The organism is Arenibacter sp. F20364 (assembly GCF_023015905.1).
Classification (GTDB): domain Bacteria; phylum Bacteroidota; class Bacteroidia; order Flavobacteriales; family Flavobacteriaceae; genus Arenibacter.
Map to the genome: position 1 here is coordinate 96,637 of NZ_JALKBD010000014.1, position 24,771 is coordinate 121,407.

At 42.9% G+C, this 24,771-nt stretch carries 17 protein-coding genes and 1 tRNA gene; 10 read left to right on the forward strand and 8 right to left on the reverse strand.

The genetic code is table 11. The features are described from left to right. The first annotated feature begins 18 nt into the window (after positions 1-18). The 9 genes from MWU84_RS13095 (at position 19) to MWU84_RS13135 (ending at position 11,868) form a co-directional block, all read left to right on the forward strand. Positions 19-1,413, forward strand: a complete 1,395-nt coding sequence (locus tag MWU84_RS13095) for a sialate O-acetylesterase (RefSeq protein ID WP_246901950.1) — start codon at positions 19-21, stop codon at positions 1,411-1,413. 23 nt (positions 1,414-1,436) lie between these two features. Beyond that, positions 1,437-2,777: an alpha-L-fucosidase gene (locus MWU84_RS13100; protein ID WP_246901958.1), complete on the forward strand. Its 1,341-nt coding sequence runs from the start codon at positions 1,437-1,439 to the stop codon at positions 2,775-2,777. 24 nt (positions 2,778-2,801) lie between these two features. Continuing rightward, entirely contained in the window at positions 2,802-4,361 is a 1,560-nt protein-coding gene (locus MWU84_RS13105; protein WP_246901960.1) for a sulfatase, read from the forward strand. Positions 4,362-4,368: 7 nt separating this feature from the next. After that, positions 4,369-6,753: an alpha-L-fucosidase gene (locus MWU84_RS13110; RefSeq protein ID WP_246901962.1), complete on the forward strand. Its 2,385-nt coding sequence runs from the start codon at positions 4,369-4,371 to the stop codon at positions 6,751-6,753. Between the two features lie 11 nt (positions 6,754-6,764). Continuing rightward, a complete protein-coding gene (locus tag MWU84_RS13115) occupies positions 6,765-7,547 on the forward strand; it encodes an SDR family oxidoreductase (RefSeq protein ID WP_246901964.1) in 783 nt (260 codons plus the stop codon). A 68-nt stretch (positions 7,548-7,615) separates the two neighbouring features. Continuing rightward, positions 7,616-8,926 carry an L-fucose:H+ symporter permease gene (gene fucP / locus MWU84_RS13120; protein WP_246901972.1) on the forward strand — a complete coding sequence of 437 codons (1,311 nt, stop codon included), beginning with the start codon at positions 7,616-7,618 and terminating at the stop codon, positions 8,924-8,926. Between the two features lie 59 nt (positions 8,927-8,985). Then, a complete protein-coding gene (locus tag MWU84_RS13125) occupies positions 8,986-9,315 on the forward strand; it encodes an L-rhamnose mutarotase (protein WP_246901974.1) in 330 nt (109 codons plus the stop codon). Between the two features lie 154 nt (positions 9,316-9,469). Continuing rightward, positions 9,470-10,612 (forward strand): DUF6786 family protein, encoded by a 1,143-nt coding sequence (locus tag MWU84_RS13130; RefSeq protein ID WP_246901976.1) that lies wholly within the window; start codon positions 9,470-9,472, stop codon positions 10,610-10,612. Between the two features lie 98 nt (positions 10,613-10,710). Continuing rightward, positions 10,711-11,868 (forward strand): alpha-hydroxy acid oxidase, encoded by a 1,158-nt coding sequence (locus MWU84_RS13135; RefSeq protein ID WP_246901979.1) that lies wholly within the window; start codon positions 10,711-10,713, stop codon positions 11,866-11,868. A 47-nt stretch (positions 11,869-11,915) separates the two neighbouring features. Here MWU84_RS13135 and MWU84_RS13140 read toward each other — a convergent pair whose 3' ends face one another. The 8 genes from MWU84_RS13140 to MWU84_RS13175 form a co-directional block, all read right to left on the reverse strand. Next, entirely contained in the window at positions 11,916-12,941 is a 1,026-nt protein-coding gene (locus MWU84_RS13140) for a LacI family DNA-binding transcriptional regulator (RefSeq protein ID WP_246901981.1), read from the reverse strand. A 206-nt stretch (positions 12,942-13,147) separates the two neighbouring features. Continuing rightward, positions 13,148-14,632 carry a sodium:solute symporter gene (locus MWU84_RS13145; protein WP_246901984.1) on the reverse strand — a complete coding sequence of 495 codons (1,485 nt, stop codon included), beginning with the start codon at positions 14,630-14,632 and terminating at the stop codon, positions 13,148-13,150. Positions 14,633-14,984: 352 nt separating this feature from the next. Next, positions 14,985-16,451, reverse strand: coding sequence for a sulfatase (locus tag MWU84_RS13150; protein ID WP_246901986.1), 1,467 nt, complete (start codon positions 16,449-16,451; stop codon positions 14,985-14,987). Between the two features lie 80 nt (positions 16,452-16,531). Continuing rightward, on the reverse strand, positions 16,532-17,749 hold the full coding sequence (locus tag MWU84_RS13155; protein WP_246901989.1) for an exo-alpha-sialidase: 1,218 nt from the start codon (positions 17,747-17,749) through the stop codon (positions 16,532-16,534). 63 nt (positions 17,750-17,812) lie between these two features. Next, complete coding sequence (locus MWU84_RS13160) at positions 17,813-18,973, reverse strand: sialidase family protein (RefSeq protein WP_246901991.1); 1,161 nt, start codon at positions 18,971-18,973, stop codon at positions 17,813-17,815. Positions 18,974-19,052: 79 nt separating this feature from the next. Beyond that, positions 19,053-20,237: a sialidase family protein gene (locus MWU84_RS13165; RefSeq protein WP_246901993.1), complete on the reverse strand. Its 1,185-nt coding sequence runs from the start codon at positions 20,235-20,237 to the stop codon at positions 19,053-19,055. A 561-nt stretch (positions 20,238-20,798) separates the two neighbouring features. Then, positions 20,799-22,580, reverse strand: coding sequence for an L-fucose isomerase (locus MWU84_RS13170; RefSeq protein WP_246901995.1), 1,782 nt, complete (start codon positions 22,578-22,580; stop codon positions 20,799-20,801). A 32-nt stretch (positions 22,581-22,612) separates the two neighbouring features. Further along, positions 22,613-24,298 (reverse strand): ribulokinase, encoded by a 1,686-nt coding sequence (locus tag MWU84_RS13175; protein ID WP_246901998.1) that lies wholly within the window; start codon positions 24,296-24,298, stop codon positions 22,613-22,615. Between the two features lie 290 nt (positions 24,299-24,588). On the opposite strand from MWU84_RS13175, the gene MWU84_RS13180 reads away from it, so the two are divergent. Further along, positions 24,589-24,660: transfer RNA gene (locus tag MWU84_RS13180), tRNA-Arg, on the forward strand. Positions 24,661-24,771 lie beyond the last annotated feature (111 nt).

Here is a 24,771-nt window from a genome sequence, read left to right on the forward strand (position 1 = left end):
ACAATTAAATATAAACAGATGAAAAAGTTATTAGGATTCCTGCTTTTGCTTTTTACAGCCAATACTTATGGAGAAATTTGGCTTCCTTCCATTCTTTCGGACAATATGGTTTTGCAACAAGAATCGAATGTTACCATTTGGGGGTGGACCACGGCTACCAGTGAGGAAATTACGGTATATGGTACTTGGAACAATGAAAAAGTGACTGCCAAAGCATATCAAGGGGTCTGGTCTTTGCAGCTACCAACACCCAAAGCAGGGGGCACCTATAGCGTTATGGTGGAGGGTCACGAGAACTTGGAGCTGAAGAATGTATTGATAGGGGAAGTATGGCTGGGCTCTGGACAGAGTAATATGCAATGGACTCCAAAAAACGGCTTGGAGAATGCCGAGGAAGAAATAAAAAATGCGAACTATCCGGAGATACGCTTTTTTCAGGTAGCGCAGCAGATATCGGACCATCCTCAAGACCAACTAAAGGGTAAATGGGAGATTTGTACACCGGAAACTATGTCGAAGTTTAGTTCTGTAGCTTATTTTTTTGGTAGGGAACTGCACCAGAATTTGGCAGTACCTGTAGGTATGATCAATTCTAGTTGGGGTGGTACACCGGTGGAAGTTTGGTTAAAACAGGAGTTGATATCGGAAGATGCCGAATTGAAAGTAGCCGCGGAAAAACTGAATGAAGTGGCTTGGTGGCCCAGCGATCCGGGTTTTGCTTACAATGCCATGATACATCCGATTACCAAATTCAATATAGCTGGGTGTATTTGGTACCAAGGGGAATCCAATAGGGTAAATCCTGTTTCCTATTACAAATCCTTTCCTTTGATGATCGAATCCTGGAGGGAGGAATGGGGCAAGGATCTGCCATTTTATTTTGTGCAAATAGCCCCTTATAAATATGACGACCCCATGGCTACGGATGCGGCACATGTAAGGGATGCACAACTGTATACCATGCAAAATTTGGACAATACGGGCATGGTGGTTACTAACGATATCGGGAACCTGGAGAACATCCACCCCACCAATAAGCAGGACGTAGGACATCGTTTGGCACTTTGGGCCTTGGGCAAAACCTATGGTAGGGATGGGCTGGAATATTCGGGACCTGTTTATAAATCCATGGAAATAAAGAATAAAAAAGTTGTCCTCAATTTTAATCATGCCGAGAAGGGTTTAATGAAAAAAGGAAAAGACTTACGAGAATTTTTTATTGCAGGTGAAGACCAAATATTTTATCCCGCCAAGGCTAAAATTAAGGGTAATACTGTAGAAGTGTCGTCTTCAAAAGTAAAAAAACCAGCAGCGGTGCGGTTTGCTTTTACCAATGGGGCATTGCCCAATCTATACAATTCAGAGGGCCTACCAGCCTCCGCTTTTAGAACGGATAAGTGGAAATTGAAATAAATTAAATTGCTTACTTTTTATACATGAAGAAACTTATTACCTCTATTTTACTATTGACGATCATGGCAACTTCTGCCCAAGAACAGCTTACGGATACCGTTTTGCAAAAAGAACAGAAAATGCAGTGGTTCAAGGATGCCAAATTGGGAATTTTTATCCATTGGGGCTTGTATTCGGTCAATGGAATAGACGAATCCTGGTCATTTTACAATGGGTATATTTCCCATAAGGATTATTTAAAACAGACCAAGGGGTTCACTGCCAAAAAATACAACCCACAAGCTTGGGCGGATTTGATAAAGCGCAGTGGCGCCAAATATTCGGTCATTACCGCCAAACACCATGAAGGCTTCGCCCTTTGGAATACCAAGTTTGGGGATTTTAATGCGGTAGAAGGAGCCACCTCCAAGCAAGACGTGCTTACCCCCTTTGTATCGGAACTCCGAAAAAATAATTTAAAAGTAGGGATCTATTATTCTTTACCCGATTGGTCATACGATGATTATACCCATTTTACGCGGGATTCCATTCGATATCAAATTTCTGAAGAACCTAAGCGATGGAACAAGTTCCTAAACTATTATCAAGGCCAATTAAAGGAATTGTCCAATAATTATAATCCTGACCTGTATTGGTTTGATGGGGATTGGGAACACAATTCGGAGGAATGGCAAGTGCCCAAGGTGAGGCAAATGCTCTTTGATAAAAATCCCAATACCATTTTAAATTCTAGATTGCGGGAGCAAGGGGATTACGCTACCCCGGAACAGGGGATGCCGATCACTCGGCCAAAAAACAAGTATTGGGAACTATGTCTTACCATGAATGATTCATGGGGATTTCAAAAAAACGATCACAACTACAAAACCACTGACCAAATAATTGGAATTTTTGTAGATGTCATTGGTAACGGGGGCAATATGTTACTGGATATAGGTCCCAAAGGCGATGGTAGTATTCCGGAGGAGCAGGTGGCCATCTTGGAAGGATTGGGTAGGTGGACCAGCAAACACAAGGAAGCCATTTACGGTACCCGCTCCGGGATTCCTAAAGAACACTTCTATGGCCCCACTACCTTGTCCAAAGACGGAAAAGTTCTCTATTTATTTGTAAAGGGCAACCCCAATGGTGAGGTCGTTATTCGAGGACTTAAAAATAAGATAAACCGCATTTATGTGGTGGGCGAGGGTACCAAGCTATCACATCAGGTAATTGGTAAGGTATATTGGAGCCATTACCCAGGTATTAATTATATAAAGTTACCGGAACATGTTCTGGATGAAAACATGACCGTTCTAGCCTTAATGTTGGATGGCGAGGTAGATCTATATCGCGAAGATGGTGCGGTGATAGAAAGTAATTAGGCCATCATAAGAAAAAGTACAAAGATGAAAAGATACGTATTGTGGTGTTTTAGTGTTGGCCTTCTAATATTGGGCTGTAAGGAGAAAGTGATTCCTAAGGATGATAGTGCACCCTCAGTACCTAATATGATACTTTTTTTCGTGGATGATATGGGTTGGCAGGATACATCGGTCCCCTTTTGGAGTCGAAGAACCGCTTATAATGAGCTCTACCAAACCCCAAATATGGAGCGATTGGCAAAGGAAGGAATGAAATTTACCCAGGCCTATTCAACAGCAGTATGTTCACCTACAAGGGTAAGTCTAATGACGGGCATGAATGCGGCCAGGCATAGAGTCACCAACTGGACCTTGCAAAAGGATAAACTACAACCCATGGAAACCAACCATAAGACCCTTCATTTTCCAGAGTGGAACGTAAATGGTTTGAGTCCGGTTGCAGGGATAGAAAAGGCAGTATATGCAACTCCCTTGCCACAGGTTTTGAAGGAAGCAGGCTATCATACCATACATGCCGGAAAGGCCCATTTGGGAGCCATAGGTACACCAGGGGAAGATCCCTTAAAACTTGGATTTGAAATTAATATTGCTGGCCATGCGGCTGGGGCCCCTGGGAGTTACTTGGGGACCGATAATTTTGGGAATGGAATTGAAGGTAAGGAAGTGTGGGCGGTACCGGGATTGGATAAATATCACGGCAAGGATATATTTTTAACGGAGGCCATTACCCAAGAGGCACAACTGGCCATGGATTCGGCCTTGGAAAGAAACAAGCCTTTCTTTTTGTATATGGCGCATTATGCCGTACATACCCCCATAATGGCCGATAGCAGATTTGTGCAGAAATATTATGACAAAGGGCTAGATTCCACCGAAGCCAAATACGCTGCCTTGGTAGAGGGAATGGATAAGAGTTTGGGAGATATTATGGATTATCTGGACAACAAAAATATTTCGGACAATACCATTATACTTTTCATGTCGGACAATGGCGGACTTAGTGCCCTGGCCAGGGGAGGTGAAAAGCACAGCCATAACAAACCCTTGAGCAGTGGAAAAGGCTCGGCACATGAAGGGGGGATCCGGGAGCCCATGTTGGTAAAATGGCCTGGAAAAATAGCTCCCAATACCGTTACAGATCAACAAGTAATTATCGAAGATTTTTACCCGACCATTTTGGAAATGGCAGGTGTTGAAAACTATGAAACAATACAGCAGGTAGATGGAATTAGTTTTGTGCCGGTACTTTCTGGAAACAGCAGTAGCGGCAATCGACCCTTATTTTGGCATTATCCCAATGAATGGGGGCCATCAGGTCCCGGGATTGGGGCTTCCAGTAGCACCAGGGTGGGCGACTGGAAATTTATTTATTACTACAATGACGGTAGTATGGAGTTGTTCAACCTAAAGGAGGATATTGGGGAAACGCAGAATTTGGTAAAAGAGCAGCCGGAAAAAGCACGGGAGTTGGCAAAGACATTAGCGAATTACCTAAGAAAAGTGGAGGCCCAAATACCTTCACGAAAAGATACTGGGGAGCAGATTGCCTATCCTGATGAGGTTTTGAATTCCCAGAAAATGTAATATGGATATGAAACTTAGACTGCTCTTTATTTTCTGCTTCAGTCTCCTGCTGGCCAATGCCCAAAATGGGGAGGATGATCTGTACCTATATGACGATTTTAAGGCGGTGTCCGAAGAAAATATATTTAAAACGGAAGGATATTATAATTGGGGAAGTTCCATCATCAAGGAAAGGGACGGAAAATATCATCTATTTTATTCCCGCTGGAAAAAACAATACGGGTTTTATGGATGGCTTACCCATTCGGAAATAGCCCATGCCACTAGTAAAAGTCCAGCCGGGCCATGGAAATTTAAGGAAACTGTACTTAAAGGTAGGGGCAATGGCTACTGGGATGCTATTACTGCACACAATCCAAAAATCAAATATTTTGAGGGCAAGTACTACTTGTATTATATAGCGACCAATTTGGGAGGCAAGGATTATACTGATAATGATCTGGTGCAAACTGCTAAAACCGGTTATAGTCACCCCAACTGGAAATTACTACGCCCCAATCAAAGGACAGGGGTGGCCGTATCAAATTCGCTTAATGGACCTTGGTCCAGAATGGACAAACCCTTGGTGGAGCCCTCTGGACCCATAGCTACCCTTACGGTTAATCCGGCTATTGATCGCGGCAAGGATGGTAGGTATTATTTAATAATAAAAGGCGATAAGCCCAACGAAAAGAATTTTGTTAGGAACCAGGCGGTGGCGGTGGCGGAACATCCTGACGGGCCTTTTACTATTCAAGGGAATCCGGTAATAGATTATATGGATACCGAGGATATGTCTATTTGGTACGATGAAAATCGAGATAGGTTCTATGGCGTTTTCCATGCCCATAATTATATTGGACTAGTAACCTCAAATGACGGAACCGATTGGGAAAAGGCCAATGAGTTTGTTGTTAAAAATAAAGAAATTTTATTGGAAGAGGGTACTACACTAGTGCCAGATAGGATGGAACGACCTTTTATTTATAAGGAGAATGGCCAGCCGACAGTTTTGTCCGTAGCGGTAAAAAAGGGGGACGAATCCTATACCGTTTTTATTCCCATAAACAAACATGAATTTCCCGTTCCCAATAAAAGACAATTGGTATGGCAAGAAGCAGAGCTTGGGGTGGTGTTTCATTATGACCTTCACGTGTTCGATGGAATAAAATATGGGCAGGGAAACAATAGGATAGATCCTGTTGAGGACTATCAAATTTTTAATCCAGAAAAACTGGATACCGACCAATGGGTAAAGGCAGCCAAAGATGCTGGAGCTACCTTTGCAATTTTGACGGCCACTCATGAGACAGGATTCGCCTTGTATCAATCGAACGTTAATCCATACAGTGTAAAGGCCTTAAAATGGAAGGATGGAAAAGGGGATGTAGTGGCGGATTTTGTAGCATCATGCAGGAAATATGGAATTAAGCCGGGGATTTACCTGGGAATCAGGTGGAATTCATTTTTGGGAGTGCACGATTTTAAAGTAAACGGGGAGGGCGATTTTAAGAAGAACCGACAGCAATGGTACAATAGGATGGTAGAGGGAATGGTCAAGGAAATATGTACGAATTATGGGGAACTGTTTGAAATTTGGTTCGATGGGGGCGCGGACCATCCAAAAAATGGGGCTCCTGATGTTTTGCCCATAGTAAGGCAGTACCAACCCAATTGTTTGTTTTACCACAATGGGCAATTGGCAGAGGCCCGTTGGGGAGGGTCTGAATCTGGAACGGTTGCCTATCCCAATTGGTCCACTTTTCCATATAGGGCCACAGGGGCAGGTGAAACTGCCAAAAAGAATATAGCAGATAACAATTTTCAATTACTGAAAGAAGGGGATGCCAAGGGTAAATTCTGGGTGCCTGCCATGGCAGATGCTCCGCTAAGGGGTTATAATGGCCGGCATGAATGGTTTTGGGAACCTGGGGATGAGGCCCATATATTTCCTTTGGAAAATTTAATGGATATGTACTATAAATCGGTAGGGAGAAATGCCACTTTGATAATGGGGCTTACCCCTGACCCGGATGGATTGCTTCCAGAGCCAGATGTGCAGCGCTTAAAGGAATGGGGAGAGGAGATAAATAGAAGGTTTTCCAATCCTTTGGCTTCCACAAAAGGCATGGGTAAGGTGTTGGAATTAAAGTTAAAGGAATCCCTGCCAGTGAACCATGTAATAATTCAGGAAGACATTGCCATGGGCGAACGTATAAGGAAATATCAAATTGAAGGTTACTCCGGTGGTCGCTGGATTACTTTGGCCAATGGGGAGAGCATAGGAAACAAAAGAATTGAGAAATTTGACACTATAAAATTAAGTAGATTACGAATAAAAATTATAGATTCGGACGGTTTGGCGCAAATTAAGAATATGAGTGCCTATTTTGTTGCTGAAAATGGAAGTTAAAATATAAAAACATGGATTTACAACTGAAGGATAAAGTAATATTGGTAACAGGGGGTTCCAAAGGAATTGGTCAAGGTATAAGCATGCTATTGGCTGCCGAAGGCGCTATTCCGGTCATTGTTGGAAGGGACAGAAAAAGTATGTTGGAGGTGGTTGCGGATATCGAAAGAAGTGGTGGAAAAGCCTCTTTTGCTACAGCAGAACTTACCGATCCGGAACAATGTAGACTTGCCGTTGAAAGCGCCGTTGAAAAATTTGGTAAGATTGATGGTGTGGTAAACAATGCTGGGGTCAATGACGGCGTTGGACTGGAGAATGGGAATTATGAAGATTTTATAAGGTCTATCAACCGCAACCTTACCCACTATTATTTAATGGCGCATTATGCCTTGCCGGAACTAAAGAAAACTCAGGGGTCTATTGTCAATATTGGTTCTAAGACCTCGGTGACCGGGCAAGGGGGTACTTCGGGCTATGCAGCGGCCAATGGTGGGCGTAATGCCATTACAAGGGAATGGGCCGTGGAACTGCTTCCGTTCAATATACGGGTCAATGCGGTTATTGTGGCCGAATGTTATACCCCATTATATGATAGATGGATAAAGACTTTTGACAATCCAGAAGAAAAATTAAAGGGTATAACCGATAAAATTCCGTTGGGACAAAGAATGACCACGGCGGAGGAAATTGCAAGTATGGTGGCCTTTTTACTTTCCAATAGATCCAGTCACACCACAGGGCAACTACTATTCGTTGACGGGGGATATACCCATTTGGATAGGTCGATCACTTAGACACATGAATAAAATTATAACAACAATCATATTAAAGGTATTAATCAATAACAATAATCAACAATCCAATGAAAGACCAAAGACCAGTAGTAGTATCTAAAAAGGTACTAATTCCCTTTATTTTAATTACTTCCCTATTCGCACTTTGGGGTTTTGCCAATGCAGTTACCGATCCAATGGTGCAAGCCTTTAAAAAGGTTTTGGAACTCTCCAATTCGCAGGCTGCTTGGGTGCAAATGGCCTTTTATGGCGGTTACTTTTGTATGGCCCTACCGGCAGCACTTTTTGTGCGCAAATACTCCTATAAAGTGGGGGTATTAATTGGCTTGGCCTTATACGCAGGAGGGGCTTTGTTATTCTATCCCGCGGCCATTACGGAACAATTTTGGTTTTTTTGCTTGGGGCTCTATGTACTTACCTTTGGGTTGGCATTTTTGGAAACTACTGCCAATCCCTATATTTTGGCCATGGGAGCCCCAGAAACGGCTACCCAGCGTTTAAATTTGGCCCAAGCCTTTAATCCAGTAGGATTATTGTTGGGCTTATTGGTGGCGCAGCAATTTGTACTTAAGAAATTGCAGTCGGATGATATCGCGGATTATTCATCCCTTGATGAGGCCAAAAAAGCATTGATCAGGACTACGGACCTAATGGTCATTAGGGATCCTTATGTTATTTTGGGCTTGGTAATTTTGGCGGTTTTTGTCCTCATAGTCATCAGTAAAATGCCGCAGGCCAAAGATGAAGGAGGTATCCCAAGTTTGAGAGATACCTTTAGTGGTCTGTTCAAAAACAAGAAATATGTGCTGGGTGTTTTGGCACAAATATTTTATGTAGGGGCACAGATCATGTGCTGGACCTATATTTATCAATACGCGGAGGCCATAGGGATTTCTAGCGAGGATGCCGCCAATTACCAATTTGCCGCCTTTATCCTTTTCTTGGTGGGAAGGGCCATTGGAACTTATATGTTGCGATTTATGAGCCCGGGTAAACTGTTGATGTACTTTGCCGTTTTTGCAACGCTGTGTTGTATAGGTACCATTTATATTGAGGGAATGATAGGATTGTACTGTTTGGTCGGTATAACTTTTTTTATGTCTCTAATGTTCCCTACCATTTATGGCATTGCGCTTAACGGACTCAATGAGGAAGAATCCAAAATTGGCGCTGCAGGTCTGGTGATGGCAATTGTAGGGGGGGCTTTAATGCCTAAACTGCAGGGAATGATTATTGATGCCGGGGGAAATGCAGTAAATGATATAAAGATAATGGGGGCCACCGAGGTTAATTTTTCCTTTATCCTTCCAGCCTTGTGTTTTGTCTATATCGCATGGTACGGATTAAGGGTATTTAAAAAATATGAACTAGCAGCTTAGGGTACAATTCTGCTACTTAGAGAGGATATTAATAATTATTAACTAAAAAATTTAAAGTTATGAAAAGATATTGTTTGGCGTTGGATCTTAAGGATGATCCCGAGTTGATCAAGGCGTATGACGATTACCATAAGGCGGTCTGGCCAGAGATCCTTCAAAGCCTTAGGGAATCGGGGATAAAGGACATGGAAATCTATAGGGTAAGGAACCGTATGTTTATGATTATTGATGCAGATGAAAGTTTTTCCTTTGAGAAAAAGGCAAAGGTGGATGCCAAGTATCCTGAGAATGAAAAGTGGGAGGAGTTGATGTGGAAATATCAACAGGCGCTACCATTTGCTAAACCTGGGGAAAAATGGATGCTTATGGAAAAGGTTTTTCAATTATAGAAATCAAAAACGTAGGCAAAAACTAAAAAATACCAACTTGGAAAGTGTATTTAATTTTTTCAAATTTAGAATCGTTTTCAGATCATTAGTGCTCTGTACTCTCCTGTGTTCATTAGGTTGTAAAACTAAGAATGACCAAAGTGTAAATACTTTAGTGAAAGATGAAGCGACTTTAGTGAAGGGCTCCTTTGGATATGACAGGGAGTTTTTGTCAAAACACTATAAGCACTTGGTCGTTCTGGAAAATGGGGAGTCGAGCATCTTGATTTCTCCAGAGCTTCAGGGTCGGGTAATGACGAGTACGGCCAATGGGGATGAAGGAAAAAGCTTTGGGTGGATCAATCATGATCTGATCGCATCAGGGGAAATAAACGAACAATTTAACCCTACTGGCGGTGAAGAGCGTTTTTGGTTGGGACCTGAGGGTGGGCAGTTTGCCCTTTACTTTGAAAAGGACACCAAGTTTGAATTGGACGATTGGTTTGTACCTAAGGAATTGGATACCGAAGCCTTTAATTTGGTACGGAGCAGTGAAAACAGCGCCTTCTTTGAAAGGGATATGAAATTGGTGAATTATACCGGAACCACATTCGAATTGCGTGTTCAAAGGAATATTACACTTTTGGACAGGGAAGATGCCGGTGAAATTCTAGGGGTCAATATTCCTGAAACCGTAAAAATGGTCGGATTTGCTTCGGAAAATAACTTGATCAATATAGGGCCTGAAGATTGGGACAAAAAAACTGGCTTAATGTCCATCTGGATATTGAGCATGTTCAATGCTTCGGACCAGACCACTATAATTGTACCATTTAAAAAAGGAGATGAGGACATGTTGGGCAAGAAGGTTACGGACGATTATTTTGGAAAAATTCCCAAGGAGCGTCTACAGGTAAAGGATAGTGTCCTATTCTTTAAAGCCGATGGAAAAGAAAGGGGGAAAATTGGTATTTCTCCCCAAAGGGCACTACCGGTTTTGGGCAGTTTTGATGCCGAAAACAAGGTGCTTACCATTGCTTGGTTCAGTCTTCGGGAGGGTACAACAGACTATGTTAATTCCCTTTGGGAGATACAGGAGTTTCCGTTTTCAGGTGATGCTGTAAATGCATATAATGACGGAGGGGCTTTGGGTCCATTCTATGAATTGGAAAGTTCGTCCCCGGCAATGGACCTCAAATCCAATGAAAGCAGTAGCCATATTCACCAGACTTTTCATTTTATGGGTGACCTAGGTGAACTGGACAATCTGGCTAAAGGAATATTGGGAGTATCCATTAGAGAATTATCCGGGGAATAGTAAATATAAATATCTTCTCCCTTCAGATTATGTAATATTAATTAGGGAGCAGGAAAACAAAAGAAAAACATTCAAGAACAATTGCAGATTAAAATGCCATGGAGAAAAAAAAAGAAATAAAGATCAACAGCAAATATCCATCTGTTGTCGATTTAAGGAACAAAGCCCAAAAAAGGATTCCCAAGTTCGCTTTTGAGTACTTGGATGGAGGCTGTAATGAAGATGTAAACCTACATAAGAATACCTCTGAAATTAGAGAGATAGAGCTACTGCCTTATTACCTTAGTAAACATACTGGATCCAGTATGAAGACCGAATTGTTCGGACATGTGTATGACGCCCCTTTTGGAATTGCTCCAGTGGGACTCCAAGGATTAATGTGGCCCAATGCCCCGGAAATATTGGCTAAATCGGCCTTTGAGCATAATATTCCCTTTATTTTAAGTACGGTGACTACAAGTAGTATCGAACGTATAAGCGAGATAACCGAGGGGAGGGCCTGGTTTCAGCTTTACCATCCTACCGAAGATAGCGTTAGAAACGATATTATAAAAAGGGCCGAAGCTGCTGAATGTCCGGTACTGGTGATTTTGGCCGATGTACCCACCTTTGGTTTCCGTCCCAGGGATATAAGGAACGGATTAGCCATGCCTCCGAAAATGTCAGTGAAGAATATACTTCAGATATTGGGCAAACCAAATTGGGCTATGAGGACCCTAATCCACGGGCAACCAAATTTTGAAACCCTTAAACCGTACATGCCTAAAGGACTGGATTTGGCACAGCTTGGTAAATTTATGGATCAAACCTTTTCAGGGAGGCTAAATGAGGAGAAAATAAAGCCTATTAGGGATATGTGGAAGGGTAAATTGGTGATCAAGGGAGTTGCCAACGAGGCCGATGCGGAAAGTGCTATCAAATTGGGATTGGATGGTATAATTGTTTCCAATCATGGGGGTAGGCAATTGGATGCTGGCGAATCTACTATAAAACCTTTGACTAGAATAGCGGCAAAATATGGAGACCAAATTAAGGTAATGATGGATAGTGGCCTAAGGGGCGGTCCGGATATTGCCAGAACTATGGCAAGTGGTGCCGAATTTACCTTTATGGGGCGTTCCTTTATGTACGGCGTGGCAGCATTGGGTGCTAAAGGTGGGGACCATACTATTTCACTTTTAAAAACAGAATTACAACAGGTAATGGAGCAAATCTGCTGTGAAGAGGTAAAGGATTTCCCCAATCACATTATTTAGGAGTTCTTTTCTTTGAGGAGATTAATGGGTTAGTAGGCGTTGGGACCCTAATTCTTTTTGGGTTCCAATGAACTACTACTTTCCAATCTGGTATCAAAAGATATCTGTTGTAGCTCTTGGGTAGGCTCCTTGATCTGTTCTATGAGGATACGCAATGCTTTTTGCCCTATTTCCTTTATGGGTTGATGAAGATATGGGATAGGGTCTTCCAAGAAATTGTAGGACGAATTTTGGTCGAATACCACCACATCCACCTTCTTAAGTATCTTTCTGTCCAAGCCCAGCATTTGGGTCAGTCCTTCCTCTGCCAAGGTATTGGTGTGAAAATAGATGGCATCCACTCCGGCATCCTGTATCAATTCTTTTACAACATTTTTCATATCGGCTTTTAAGGACCCGTGATTAATTTTTTTTATCAATTCGGTATCCACGGGCAATCCAGCCTGTTTAAGAGCTTCTGCGTAGCCCTGATGTCTTTCTTGGTAGTGGTGCAAGGTGGAGTCATAAAGTACAGCTCCAATTTTCTTGTTTCCCTTTCCAAGCAAATAATTGGTGGCCTGCATAGAGGCCTTATAATTGTCTACGGTGACATAATTGGTGTTAAGGTCATTGAAGAATCTATCTATAAGCACAAAGGGAATCCCTGCTTTTGCCAAATCGGAAATAATATCTTTGGATCCCTCGGGGGCCGCGATGATAAAGCCATCGACCTGCCTCATTTTAAGAAAATCCAAAACCTTGTTGAATTTTTCCACCTTTTCGTCCGATGAGCCAAATATCACCGTATAGTCTTGTGAAAATGCTTCGTCCTCTATAGTTCGGGCCAAATGGGAGAAAAACGGGTTGGAAATATCGGCCACAATAACTCCAATAGACCTGGTTTTATTGGTTTTAAGGCTCCGTGCATTCCAGTTGGGATGATAGTTCAGTTCCTTGGCCACCTGTCTTATCCTTTTGGCGGTCTTTTCGGATACCCTATTTTCCTTCCCCTTATTGCTAAGAACATACGAAACCAAGGGTATGGAAACACCCACAATTTTTGCGATATCCTTTAATGATGTTTTAGGTTTCATCTTCGTCTTAGGTTCAAACTGGCGGGTTGACGCCAATTCTTTGTGTAATATGTTGTTAATACGTGAGTTATAAGTTTGGGGCTAAATATCTTTAAGATGTTAAAATTACGAAATTCATACTGAATAGAGATAATCGACCTTATTTGGTACTTGTTTACATATTCGTATTGTCGCGCCCTTTCAATCCCATATAACTACTTACTTATTTAATTCTCATAGATTTCATCGGTATTCTTGTTGATTATAGATATTATGAAGCCTACTATAAAGATGGCCGCTGTCCCAAATACTATGGTTAAATAGGTGTGGAAGGAGGCTCCCAGTGAATCCTCGCCAAAAAGGGTGCCGGAAAGACTCATCCAGATAATAACCATTATACCTGCCAATACCCCTATAAGGGCTCCCTTTACATTTTTCGTTTTTGAAAAAAGGCCTAGCAGAAGTAGCCCCAGCATGCCCCCACTGAAAATGGAAGAGAGTTTCCACCAGGCATCCAAGGCACTTTTTACGTTGATCATGGCTATGGCGATAACAATCCCGATAACGCTAATGATAGCTGATGAAATATAGAGTACTCGCATTCCTTCCTTGTCCGATGCGGTCTTCTTAAAGTATTTATTGTAATAATCCGTTAGAAAAACGGTTGCCGAACTATTAAAACTTGTTGATATGGTACTCATTCCTGCCGCAAAGATGGAGGCGATCATTAAGCCCGTTATACCAGCAGGCAAGGCATTTACTATGAAATAAGGAAATACACTGTCGCTTTTATTGATATCCTGCAACTCTAGTGGCAAAGTGGCGGCAGAGTGGTAGTAGGCAAAAAGCGAGGTTCCTATAAAAAGGAATACAGCGGAAATGGGCAGATAGATCAGACCGCCTATCAGTGCCGATTTTTGGGCTTCCTTATCCGATTTCGAGGCCATATAGCGCTGCACATAATTCTGATCTATACCATAATTTTGTAAATTGATGAATACACCGTAAACGAGTACCACCCAGAAAGTGGGTTCGGTGAGGCTAAGACTGAAACTTCCCAGTCCTAACTTATCGTTTTCAGCTGCTATGCTAAATACCTGTCCTGGACCTTCCGGCATATTAAAGAGAATAAAACCAACACAGACCAGAGCACCAACTATTAAAATAATACCTTGGATGGCATCGGTCCATAATACGGCCGTAATTCCGCCCAACATGGAGTAAATGGATACAACCAGGCCGGTAAAAATAATTATGGTAACCATATCCCAACCTACAATTGCATTCAGGGTAAGGGCCAATAGGTACAAAATGGTTCCTATCCTCATCAATTGGGTCAATAGATAGCACAAGGATACATAGATTCGGGCCCAAGCCCCAAAGCGTTGCTCCATATAGGTGTAGGCTGAGGGACTGTTGATCTTTCTATATAGGGGAACGAAATATTTTACGGCAATCAAGGAGGCAATGGGAAGCGACAGGCTAAATGCCAAAGCATTCCAATTGGATTGATAGGCGTTTCCCGGTAGTGCAAGGTAACTTATGCTACTTACAAAGGTGGCAAAAATGGACATGGTCACAACCCATCCCGGGATGTCGTTGTTGCCCATGGTGTAGGAAGAGGAAGTTCTGCTCTTTTTGAAAAATGAGCCTCCGAAAAGAGCTATGCCCCCTATGTAAATGAAGAATACGATTAAATCTAAACTGTTCATTGGTGTTGGCTAATTAGGTTTATATGGTATAAGCTTTAAAAGTAGGATATTCGCGCTACTTTAGTGTTGGTTAATTGTAAATTCCTCAATTTGCTATAATGTCAAAACAGAGGATTAATGAATCGTATTAAAAAAATGGATTTTCAGACTGTTAATTTTTGCTTTATCGATTAAGCAATGATAATTAATTATTTCCTGATTTCAAAAGAAAGTAGGTTTATTTTGAAAGAAGCCTATTGATTGTGGTTTAAATTTAACAATCTTCATATTCCCTAGCAGGAAAGGGTTTTATTTGATGCTATATCTTGAAATTATCGAAATCTGAAATTATTATTTTCTGCTAAGCCTCGCCCTACCAATTCCCTGGCACATATAAAGGATTAAAACTGGGTAATTGGGCATCTATGTCTTTACGCCAGGTTTTTAGCTCCTCATATAATTTTTTTGCCTTTTCAGGATAGGTATCTGCAAGGTTATTTTTTTCGCCCAAGTCCTTGTTCAGGTCAAAAAGTTCCAAATGGTCGTCCTCAAAGAAATGTATCAGTTTCCAATTCTGTTCACGAATGGCACTAACTGGGGAGGTAGTGGTGTAATAATGGGGAGAATGCCAAAAAAGTGCCTGCCTTTCCAGGCGCGATTTTGGATTTTTCAAAAGGGGCAATAGCGAGACTCCATCGTTCTGGTCGGGCTTTATTTTTGCCTTTTTCAATGCCGGAATTTCCATTAAAGTGGGAAAGAAATCGTTCGAAATTACAGGGGAATCACAGCGGCTTCCGGCCTTGGTAATCCCTGGCCATTTTATAATTAGGGGTTCCCGTATTCCTCCTTCATATAAGGATCCTTTTCCTGAACGTAAAGGAGAGTTGTTGGCAACTGTCTCCCAGTCCTTGTATTTGCCAATTCTTCCACCATTGTCCGAAAAGAAGATAATAATAGTATTATTACCAATTCCGGCATCGGTAATGGCTTTAAGTACCCGGCCGACATTTTCATCCAAACTGGAGACCATGGCGGCATATTCATAATTCTGATCTTTCATGCCCGGTTTAACCTTTTTTTTATAGTACTCTACCAATTTAGGCTTTCCCTCTATAGGGGTATGCACGGTGTGGTACCATAGGTTTAGAAAAAATGGGGTATTACTGTTTTCTTTTATGATCTGTACCGCCTTATCCGTAAGTGCATCGGTGAGGTAAGCGGGGGCCTTATTTTTTTCATCAGTGGACGCTGACCCTACATCTGGGATATACCTATACTCATTTTGAAATTTTTGCCCTCTAAAGGGCGACCAATAGGTGTCCGGGGCTCCCCACATTGTTCCGCCAATATTAACTTCAAATCCATGTGTTTGTGGATAATGGGCGGCGTCTCCTAAATGCCACTTTCCAACATGGGCCGTGAAATAGCCGGCCTCTTGAAAGACTTCGGCAATAGTGGTTTCTTCCAATGGTAAATTACCAACGGTAACCGGAGGTACTAATTTATCCCTGTTGTTGGGGGTTGGGGTTCCTGAATTCTCATGCCAGGTGGTCATATGGAGTCTCGCGGGAAATTTTCCCGTCATTATGGATGCCCGGCTGGGAGTGCAAATAGGAGCCGCGGCATAGGCATTTGTAAATTTCATTCCCTGCTTGGCCAAACGATCCAAATTAGGAGTTTCATGTAGATCGCTACCGTATCCACTCAGGTCTGACCAACCTAGGTCGTCCCCAAGTATAAATACCACATTTAATTTTTCGGTTTCCGTTTGGGCCAAAGCCTGAGCGGTGATAAATAGAATAAGCAGAGAACCTGAAATTGTTTTTAAAATGTGCCTCATGATAAATAAGCTTATAATGTTATTTGGTAAGGTATTTTTAATTTTAAATGGGCCCATAGTTTGGAGGCCAACTATAATACCTATTTCATTTTGATCGTATCCAAATCCGAGACCTTCACTTTTACCACTTCTATTTTCTGTTTGGCATCTCCGGCAAAGGCTATCAATAGATATCCATTGTGTTCCAACACATGGGGGTAATCTATGTGTCTTCCTCCAACCAAATACCCCATTTTTGTAAATACCATGCCATCTTCGCTGATGGCCAAGGTTAAAGGGTCCCTTTTTTTATAGTTGGAATTGGAAACAAGAACATATCTCCCATCCTGTAACCGCAGGCCGTGGAATTTGGACCTTGCGTCCGGAAAGTTGGTTTGTACAGGTGAGCTCCAAGTACGGCCATTGTCGGTTGAAAAGGAGCGATACAAGTACCCGCTTTTGCGATTGTCCCTAAAAAGCGCCATTAGGTTTTTATTGTCGGGCAAGATCCACCAGTAAGGTTCTTCCGCTTCCAGATGTGTACTTGTTCCAAAAACTGGGTAGACTTCCCACTGATTAAAACGCTCTTCTGCCCCTACCATAAAATCGACCCCTCTTTCCACATAATCAAAAGATCTGCGCGACATTAGCCACTCGCCCGATGGCAATTTCTTGGGCGGAAAATTATTGATTGCATTTTCCATAACTAATCCATGGGGTTCCCAGCTCTGGCTTTCTTTGTTCCACTTAAAGGCATGTAGACTTAGGGAGGGACCAAAAAAACCTGCGGCCTCGTCCAAGGAGGCCAAGGCCAAAAAATCGCCCTTGTATTCCCAAAATCCTCTTGAAATCCACCTTAGGCCCTCATCCGTTCTTGTATTGTAATGGGGAGATCCTGGCTCTGAACCTTCAGGATAGGAGGTAAGGAATTTTGGTTTTTCCCAGTTTAGGCCATCCGTGCTGGTGGAGTATTTTACAACTTGTCCCACCCTGTCCTCAACCCCTGGGCCATCGCTCCACATAAGCCAATAACGATTGTCATAGTAGGCCAGATAATTGTGTTGGTTAACTCCCTCTGGGGTAACATCGCTTACCACAGCATGCTGCAGAGGGATCTTGGGAAGTTCATCAAAATAAATTTGATGGGGGTCCTTTAGCCAATCTCCTTCTAGCATCAGTTTGGAACTTGGATTGGTAACCGGATCTGGATAATCTATGGTTTTACTCCCTTTACAACCAAAGAACATGATGGAAATTGTAAACAACAGCATTAGAGCAGTAGTGAAATACAATTTTACTAAACCCTTCAAATTTTTCATCTTCATTTCTTGGTTATAAAAAGCGTTCCCGTACTATCCATTCTTCTTTTTATCTTTTACTAACTACAACTGCTTAGGGTCTATGACCACATGTTTTACGGACTGTCTTAGGTAGGTGTAGGTGATGTGCACCAAGCCATCCGAAGTCTGTATAATGGCCGGATAGGAATAGCCAGACTCTGCCGGTACATTTTCCAAGGTCATAACGGGTTCCCAATTGATGCCATCATCGGAAATGGCCAGATTTATCATATTTCTGCCTTTGGGCTCTTCCCCTTCCTTTGTGGTGTGATTGTATATAAGTAATTGCCTGTTATCTGTCAGGGTTACGGCATCGGTTCCCGAATTGGGATTGGGAAGTTCGGTAGCCGTCATTTTGCTCCAGGTCTTGCCTTGATCCTCTGACCAGCTTTGGGAAATTACATTTTGCCTTGTTCTGCACAATACCTGCATTTTCCCATTGGGATAGGTAAGTATACTGGGCTGAATTGCATCAAACTCCTTCCCGTCATTAATAGGTCCTACTACTTCCCAGGTTTTACCATTGTCCTTGCTTATTTCAAAATGTACCATCCAATCCACATCGCCATCTTCCAATTTAATCTCTGTACTAGAAGGGCTAATGATAGTGCCGTCTTCCAATTGAATAGGCTTGTTCTTGACGGGGCCCAACAAATGACCAATTTTTTCGTCCATTCCCATTTTTTCCGGTTTGGACCACGTTTTTCCGTCATCTGACGAGGTCATTAACATGCCCCACCAAGTCCTTGGGTCCGGTCCCTCCTTATAAAACAACAAGAGTGGTCCTTCCTTAGGCTGAAATAGCACCGGATTCCATAGGGGGTAACGCAAAGTGTCGTTTTGCACCCCATTTACAACTTCTTTCGGCCAGGTCCATTTACCATCCACCATTCTGGAAACCCGGATCCCGACATCGGGATTTTTTTCATGGGTACCCGCAAAAAAAGCACTTACCAGTCCAGTGGGGGTTTCCACTATGGTAGAGGCGTGGCATTCCGGAGTGGGCTTATTGTCCAAGGGGTAGATAAGCTCTCCACTTAGATAGGCTCCTTGACCTAGTTGGGCCAAGGGAGGTAAGGTAAAATTTCCGGTGATGTCGTTGCTGCTTTTAACCGCTTCGGTCGGAGTGGTTTTTTCAGCCTTATCCTTACATGAGAAAATGATAAAGGTAAGTGCGGTTAAATAATAGTAAATGCTTTTCATGGTGATTTTTGTTTTATCTATTTGACAATCAATAAATGGGGGATTTATAACTTAGTTTGTATGGTTAAAATAATGAACTTTATTCTTCAATTGATGGAGGATCCCAAATGGTTGCCGCAATATAGCGTTCGGGACCTGTTTCCTTGTCCATAAAATAATAGAGGGATACTATTTTACCATCTGGCCGTTGTACTACCCGTGGGTAGCCCAAGTCTTTTCCCGAACCGTCATCGCGCAGCACATAATCTTTGCTCCATGTTTTACCATTGTCCTTACTAATTTTGGCCCTGATCTCGCTCTTGTCCCGATTGTTTTTGATGTCCTCTTCCAGGGCCCGGTATCCATAGATCAGGCAAATTCTTCCATCTTTCATTTTTACCATGGCGGGGGGATTGCCCTGGCCACAATTCTCCACCGGGTTGGCCAAGGGTTGCCAAGTTGCACCATTGTCTTGGGAAAGATAGGCATCTATAAATCGGCCAGATTCTTCCCTTCTGCGAGTGGTGACCAATATTTCCGTATCGGATATTCTAACGGATGCGGGCATAATTGAAAAACCATCAGGTTCCGGACCTATCCAAGAAACGAAGTTCCAATTTTCCCCCCCGTCGATAGTTTTTACACCCATAACCCGACCCTCTTTTCCATTGGCCTTTGCTGCGTTAAGAAAAAGCATGCACTCATTTCTGCTATCAATGATATAGTCGGTCCGTGCCCCAATACCCGGTGTTCCAAAATTGGGAAGACCAAATGGGCCCTTCCAGTCCTTTCCTCTGTCATAGGAATACCAAATACGGGATTCGGCGCCGTGGTGGTCCGTCATACGTACAGTGAAAGCCAGATTGGGATGGGTGAAATCTATTTGTTCGGCTGGAATCGGCTCAGGTGCTTTAACATCTTTTCTTATGAGGCCATGATAACTTCCGTTATCGGGAACCACAAGGTCTCCATCCCCAACACCAGGGTCTTCCAACTTCCATGTTTCACCTCCGTCAAGACTTCGTGCCAGCACATGTAGCTCCGGATTTTCCTTGTCGAAATTATGACGCTCGGGTCCCAAATCCTTGTAATGACCCTTGGAAAAACCAACCAAAATCTCATCGCCCCAATTCCACACCCCATGGTTGGCCGGCCAGCCGCCGAACATGCCCGGTTCATAATAGACTTTTACATGTTTAATATTTTCTAGGGCACCCTGGCCATAGAAATTGGTAAACATGAACATTGATATAAGTAGTGTAACCAAGGTGAATTCTGTTCTCATTGTGTATGTTATTTGATGGCTTCGGTCTGAATTTTAATACCCAATATATAGAATACGAATGTTGTTATTAGCCGTCATGATTCCTTTCAATATAAGTTTGATTTAAAATAAAATACATATCAACGCGTATTAAATAATTAAAATTAATGTTTTTGTCTCCTATAGCTTACCTTCCGCAATCTATCTTTAACAATTTTGATAAACACCTTAAAACCAATGATATAAAATAATATCATATTGGCTGCTTGAAAATTATTTCAATCACTAATTTCGACTGGTCAACGGTAGTCACTTCGACAGAGTCCCTTTTCGGGACGACGAGAAGTCGCACATACAGGTTGGGAGCTAGTTGTGCGATTTCTCATATTCATTCGAAATGACGATCTAGAAACCTTCAACTATTTCTCTGCCAGTGTCGTCTTTATTATGCGTCCTAAAATCAATGTTTTGAAATAGTGCAATTTTAGTCGCTTGAGATTTTTTTGTATGATCCCTTGACCGGACAACATTATCTAGAACATTTGATCAACAATTAAAAATCTATCGAACTTACGTTTTTCATTAATAAAGCGGGCCGTAATTCTTACATGCCCTGTAATCGGCAGCTTCCTGATCCATGCCGAACGAAGCCCAGTCCTTGGGTCTAAAAATACGTTCGGGTTCAACATTGTGCATATTTACCGGAATCCTGAGCATGGAACAGAGTGTTATTATTTCGTCCCCATAATGCCCATAACTGAAAGCTCCATGATTTGCTCCCCAATTGTTCATAACGCTGTACACACCCTTGAATGCTTGGTCATTGTTCAATCTCGGTGCAAACCAAGTGGTGGGCCAGGTTGGATTGGTCCTTGCATCCAAAGTGTTGTGTATTTCCTCAGGAAGATCTACCGTCCATCCTTCCACGATTTGCATAACCGGTCCGAGGCCTTTTATCACGTTGATCCTGCACATGGTTACGGGCATTTCGCCTTTGGTGACAAAATGGGAGGAGTATCCTCCACCTCCAAAATATTCGTACATAGCCGGTGGCCAATCTGTGGCTTCCAAGCATTTTTCCGCTTCGGTTTCCGAAATTTGCCAGAAGGGTTTCATAGCGGGTTTCCCATCTATTTTCTGTTGTCCGGTACCATCCAGTGTTGATGAACCGGAATTGATGAGGTGTATTATTCCATTGGCCGCCTTACCTTGTAGTTTATGGCCGGTTACCCTTTCTACGGAAGCCGGACTCCAAAAGGTCCTAACGTCCGAAAACATCTGGGCCTGGTTGGTAAGTAGATAGCCAAATAGCATGGAGATGCCGTTTAGGCTGTCATTTTCGGTCGCCATCATATAGGGGGGGCGAATTCCGCCCCAATCAAAGGAGGAGTTTAGTATGGCTTCCATAAAATCCCCGTTCGGCATATAGTCGTTCCACTGTCGTTGTCCTTGGAATCCGGCGGCTATGGCACCGTGACCCAGGGACTCTTCCCCAAAGCCCAATGCAGCCAATTTGGGATTGCCGATCATAAGATCGCGTGAGATAAGTGTCATTTTTACCACGGTCTCCCATTCTTCATCCATACGCTCCCTGGATTTCTGTATTTCTTTCGCATTGTAGTTTTTACCTTCTTTGCAATGCTCTTTGGTCCATTTTAGGGCTTTTTCAAATTCTTCGGGATCAAATATTCCGAGTTGCATACGGCGGTTAACCTCGCTCATATCCACATATTCGTTCCTCATGCCCAAGTAGTTCTGAAAGAAGCTCTCATTTACAATAGATCCGGCAATTCCCATGGACACAGAGCCTATGGATAGGTAAGACTTTCCGTTCATCATTGCTACGGCCAGTCCGGCTTTGGTAAATTGCAGCAACAGTTTTTGTACGTCCTCGGGAATGTTTTCATCGTCGCCGTCCTGTACTTCTTTACCATAGATGCTAAAGGCCGGGACTCCTTTTTGGGCATGGCCGGCCAAGGCGGCGGCTAGGTAAACCGCACCGGGTCTTTCGGTACCGTTGAAGCCCCAGATGGCTTTTGGTCGGGTTGGATTCATGTCTATGGTCTCGGTGCCGTAGCACCAGCAAGAAGTTACCGTAATGGAAAGTCCTACGCCCTCCCTAAGGAATTTTTCCTCACATTTCTGTGCTTCCGGGACCCTGCCAATGGTAGTGTCGGCAATAACGCATTCTACCCTGCTGCCGTTATAGTTTCTTAGGTTGTTGGAAAGGAAATTGGCCACACGTTCGGCCATGGCCATGGTGGTCTGTTCCAATGATTCCCTTATACCGCCCAGACGGGCATCGATTACAGGTCTTATCCCTACTTTGGGTATTGCTCCTAGATGGTTGTGTTTGTTTTGCATTACTTTAATTTTTGTGTATTGAATTTTATCTTTTAGACTTTCTGTAATTCTTGGGTTTCTATAAAGTCGCCCAAGGTGCCGTATTGTTCATACAGCTCCATATATTTTTTGACATTTTCCGGGATGGGGAGGTATTCTTTTTGAAATCCGCTGCCCATTGCATTTTGTGCTTCAAGAAAGGTCTTATAGATTCCCGAGGCTACCGCTGCTGCCATGGCTGCACCAAGGGCACAGGTCTGTTCCGATTTAATTATCCGAATGGGAAAGTTTAGGACATCGGCCAGGATCTGCATTACGAATTCCGACTTTTGGGCCACCCCGCCAATGGCGATAATGCCGTCTATACGGACTCCCTCTGCTTGGAATTGTTCCACTATTTTTTTGGAACCAAAAGCCGTGGCCTCTACCAAGGCCCTAAAGATGTGCGGGGCCGTAGTTCCCAAGGTCAGGCCCTGAATGGCGCCTTTAAGATTCTGATTGGAGTCCGGCGTTCTCCTGCCGTTCATCCAGTCCAGCGCAATTATTCCAGAGGTGTCGATTTCTATTTTACTGGCGGCCAATGTCAATTCGTTAAGGATGCCATCGGCCATTTCTTCCATTAATTTGGCTTTGGTTTCTGCCTCCATTAAGTTGCTGTTCCCTATAATTTTGTTTGCGGGCCATAGCAACAACTCCCTAAACCAGGCATAAAGATCGCCAAAGGCGGCTTGTCCGGCTTCCAGCCCTATCATGTTTGGAATTATGGAGCCATCTACCTGTCCACAGATACCGCGGATAGCCTTTTTTCCTATTTCCTCTGTGGGAGCAACTATCATATCGCAGGTAGAGGTACCTATCACTTTCACCATATGATATGGTTTTATGGCACTGCCAATGGCCCCAATATGGGCGTCAATAGATCCGGTGCCGATGATGACATCTTCGGGCAAGCCAAGTAGCTCTGCCCATTCCGCGGAAATTGTACCCACGGCATGGTCGGAAGTGTAGGTATCGGTATATAACCTATCCCTTAATCCGGTCAATAGAGGGTCCAACTCTGTCCAAAATGCGTCGGGAGGTAATCCGTCCCACTCGGGGTGCCACATGGCTTTGTGCCCTGCCGCACACCTGCTTCTTTTTAATTTTAGGGGGTCGGTATTTCTTGTAAGAAGGGCCGGAATCCAGTCGCAGTGTTCTATCCATGAGAAGGCCGCTTGGCGGACGGTTTTGTCTACTCTCAGGGTGTGTAGGATCTTGGCCCAAAACCATTCCGAGGAATATTCCCCTCCACTGTATTTGGTATAGTCAATTCCATTTTCATGGTGTGCCAATGCGTTGATTTCTTTGGCTTCCCCAACGGCTGTATGGTCTTTCCATAGGATAAACATGGCGTTTGGATTTTCTTCAAATCCCGGGAGCATTGACAAGGGGGTTCCCTCCTGGTTAATAGCTATTGGCGTTGAGCCGGTGGTGGCCACGGAAATAGCGGCTATACCGTCTATGACTTCTTGGGAAAGTGGAGCTATGGCCTCTTTGACGGCTTTTTTTAGGCCATCAATGTAATCCAAGGGGTGTTGTCTAAACTGGTTGGTTTCCGGTTGGCAGTACATGCCTTTGCCCCATCTTTCGTATAAGGCAACGGCCTGACCCATAATTTTGCCATTGCTGGTATCTATTATCATGGTCCTTACGGAATCCGTTCCATAGTCGACCCCAAGGGTATATTTCCGGTTTTGCATGAGTGGTTTGGATGAATTATTTAGATTAATTTAAACGTTTAAGCAAGCAATGTAAAAAATTATCTCCATACTGCTGTTATAAATCCAATTTTTTAACAAATGGGGATATTGGTGAGTAAATGTGGAATTTTGAAGCTTAAAAACGGAATTTTTGGGCTGTTCTAAGGTTGCAAGGCATCGAAAAATCGCAGTCCATTGCAATTATTCAAAAACTATCCATAAAGTATCGAGTTTTTTTATCAAATAAATTTTACTTTTGCACCCGCGGTTTTAGATATTGAACTGCGAATGGCCTCATAGTTCAACGGATAGAATAGAAGTTTCCTAAACTTTAGATCCAAGTTCGATTCTTGGTGAGGTCACTTTTTAACATTTAAAGTAGCCTAATTTATTACAAATTAAGCTGATTTACAGTGTTTTAGGTATTTTTTGATATCAAATGGCATCATTTGATATCAAACGATGGAGTTCAC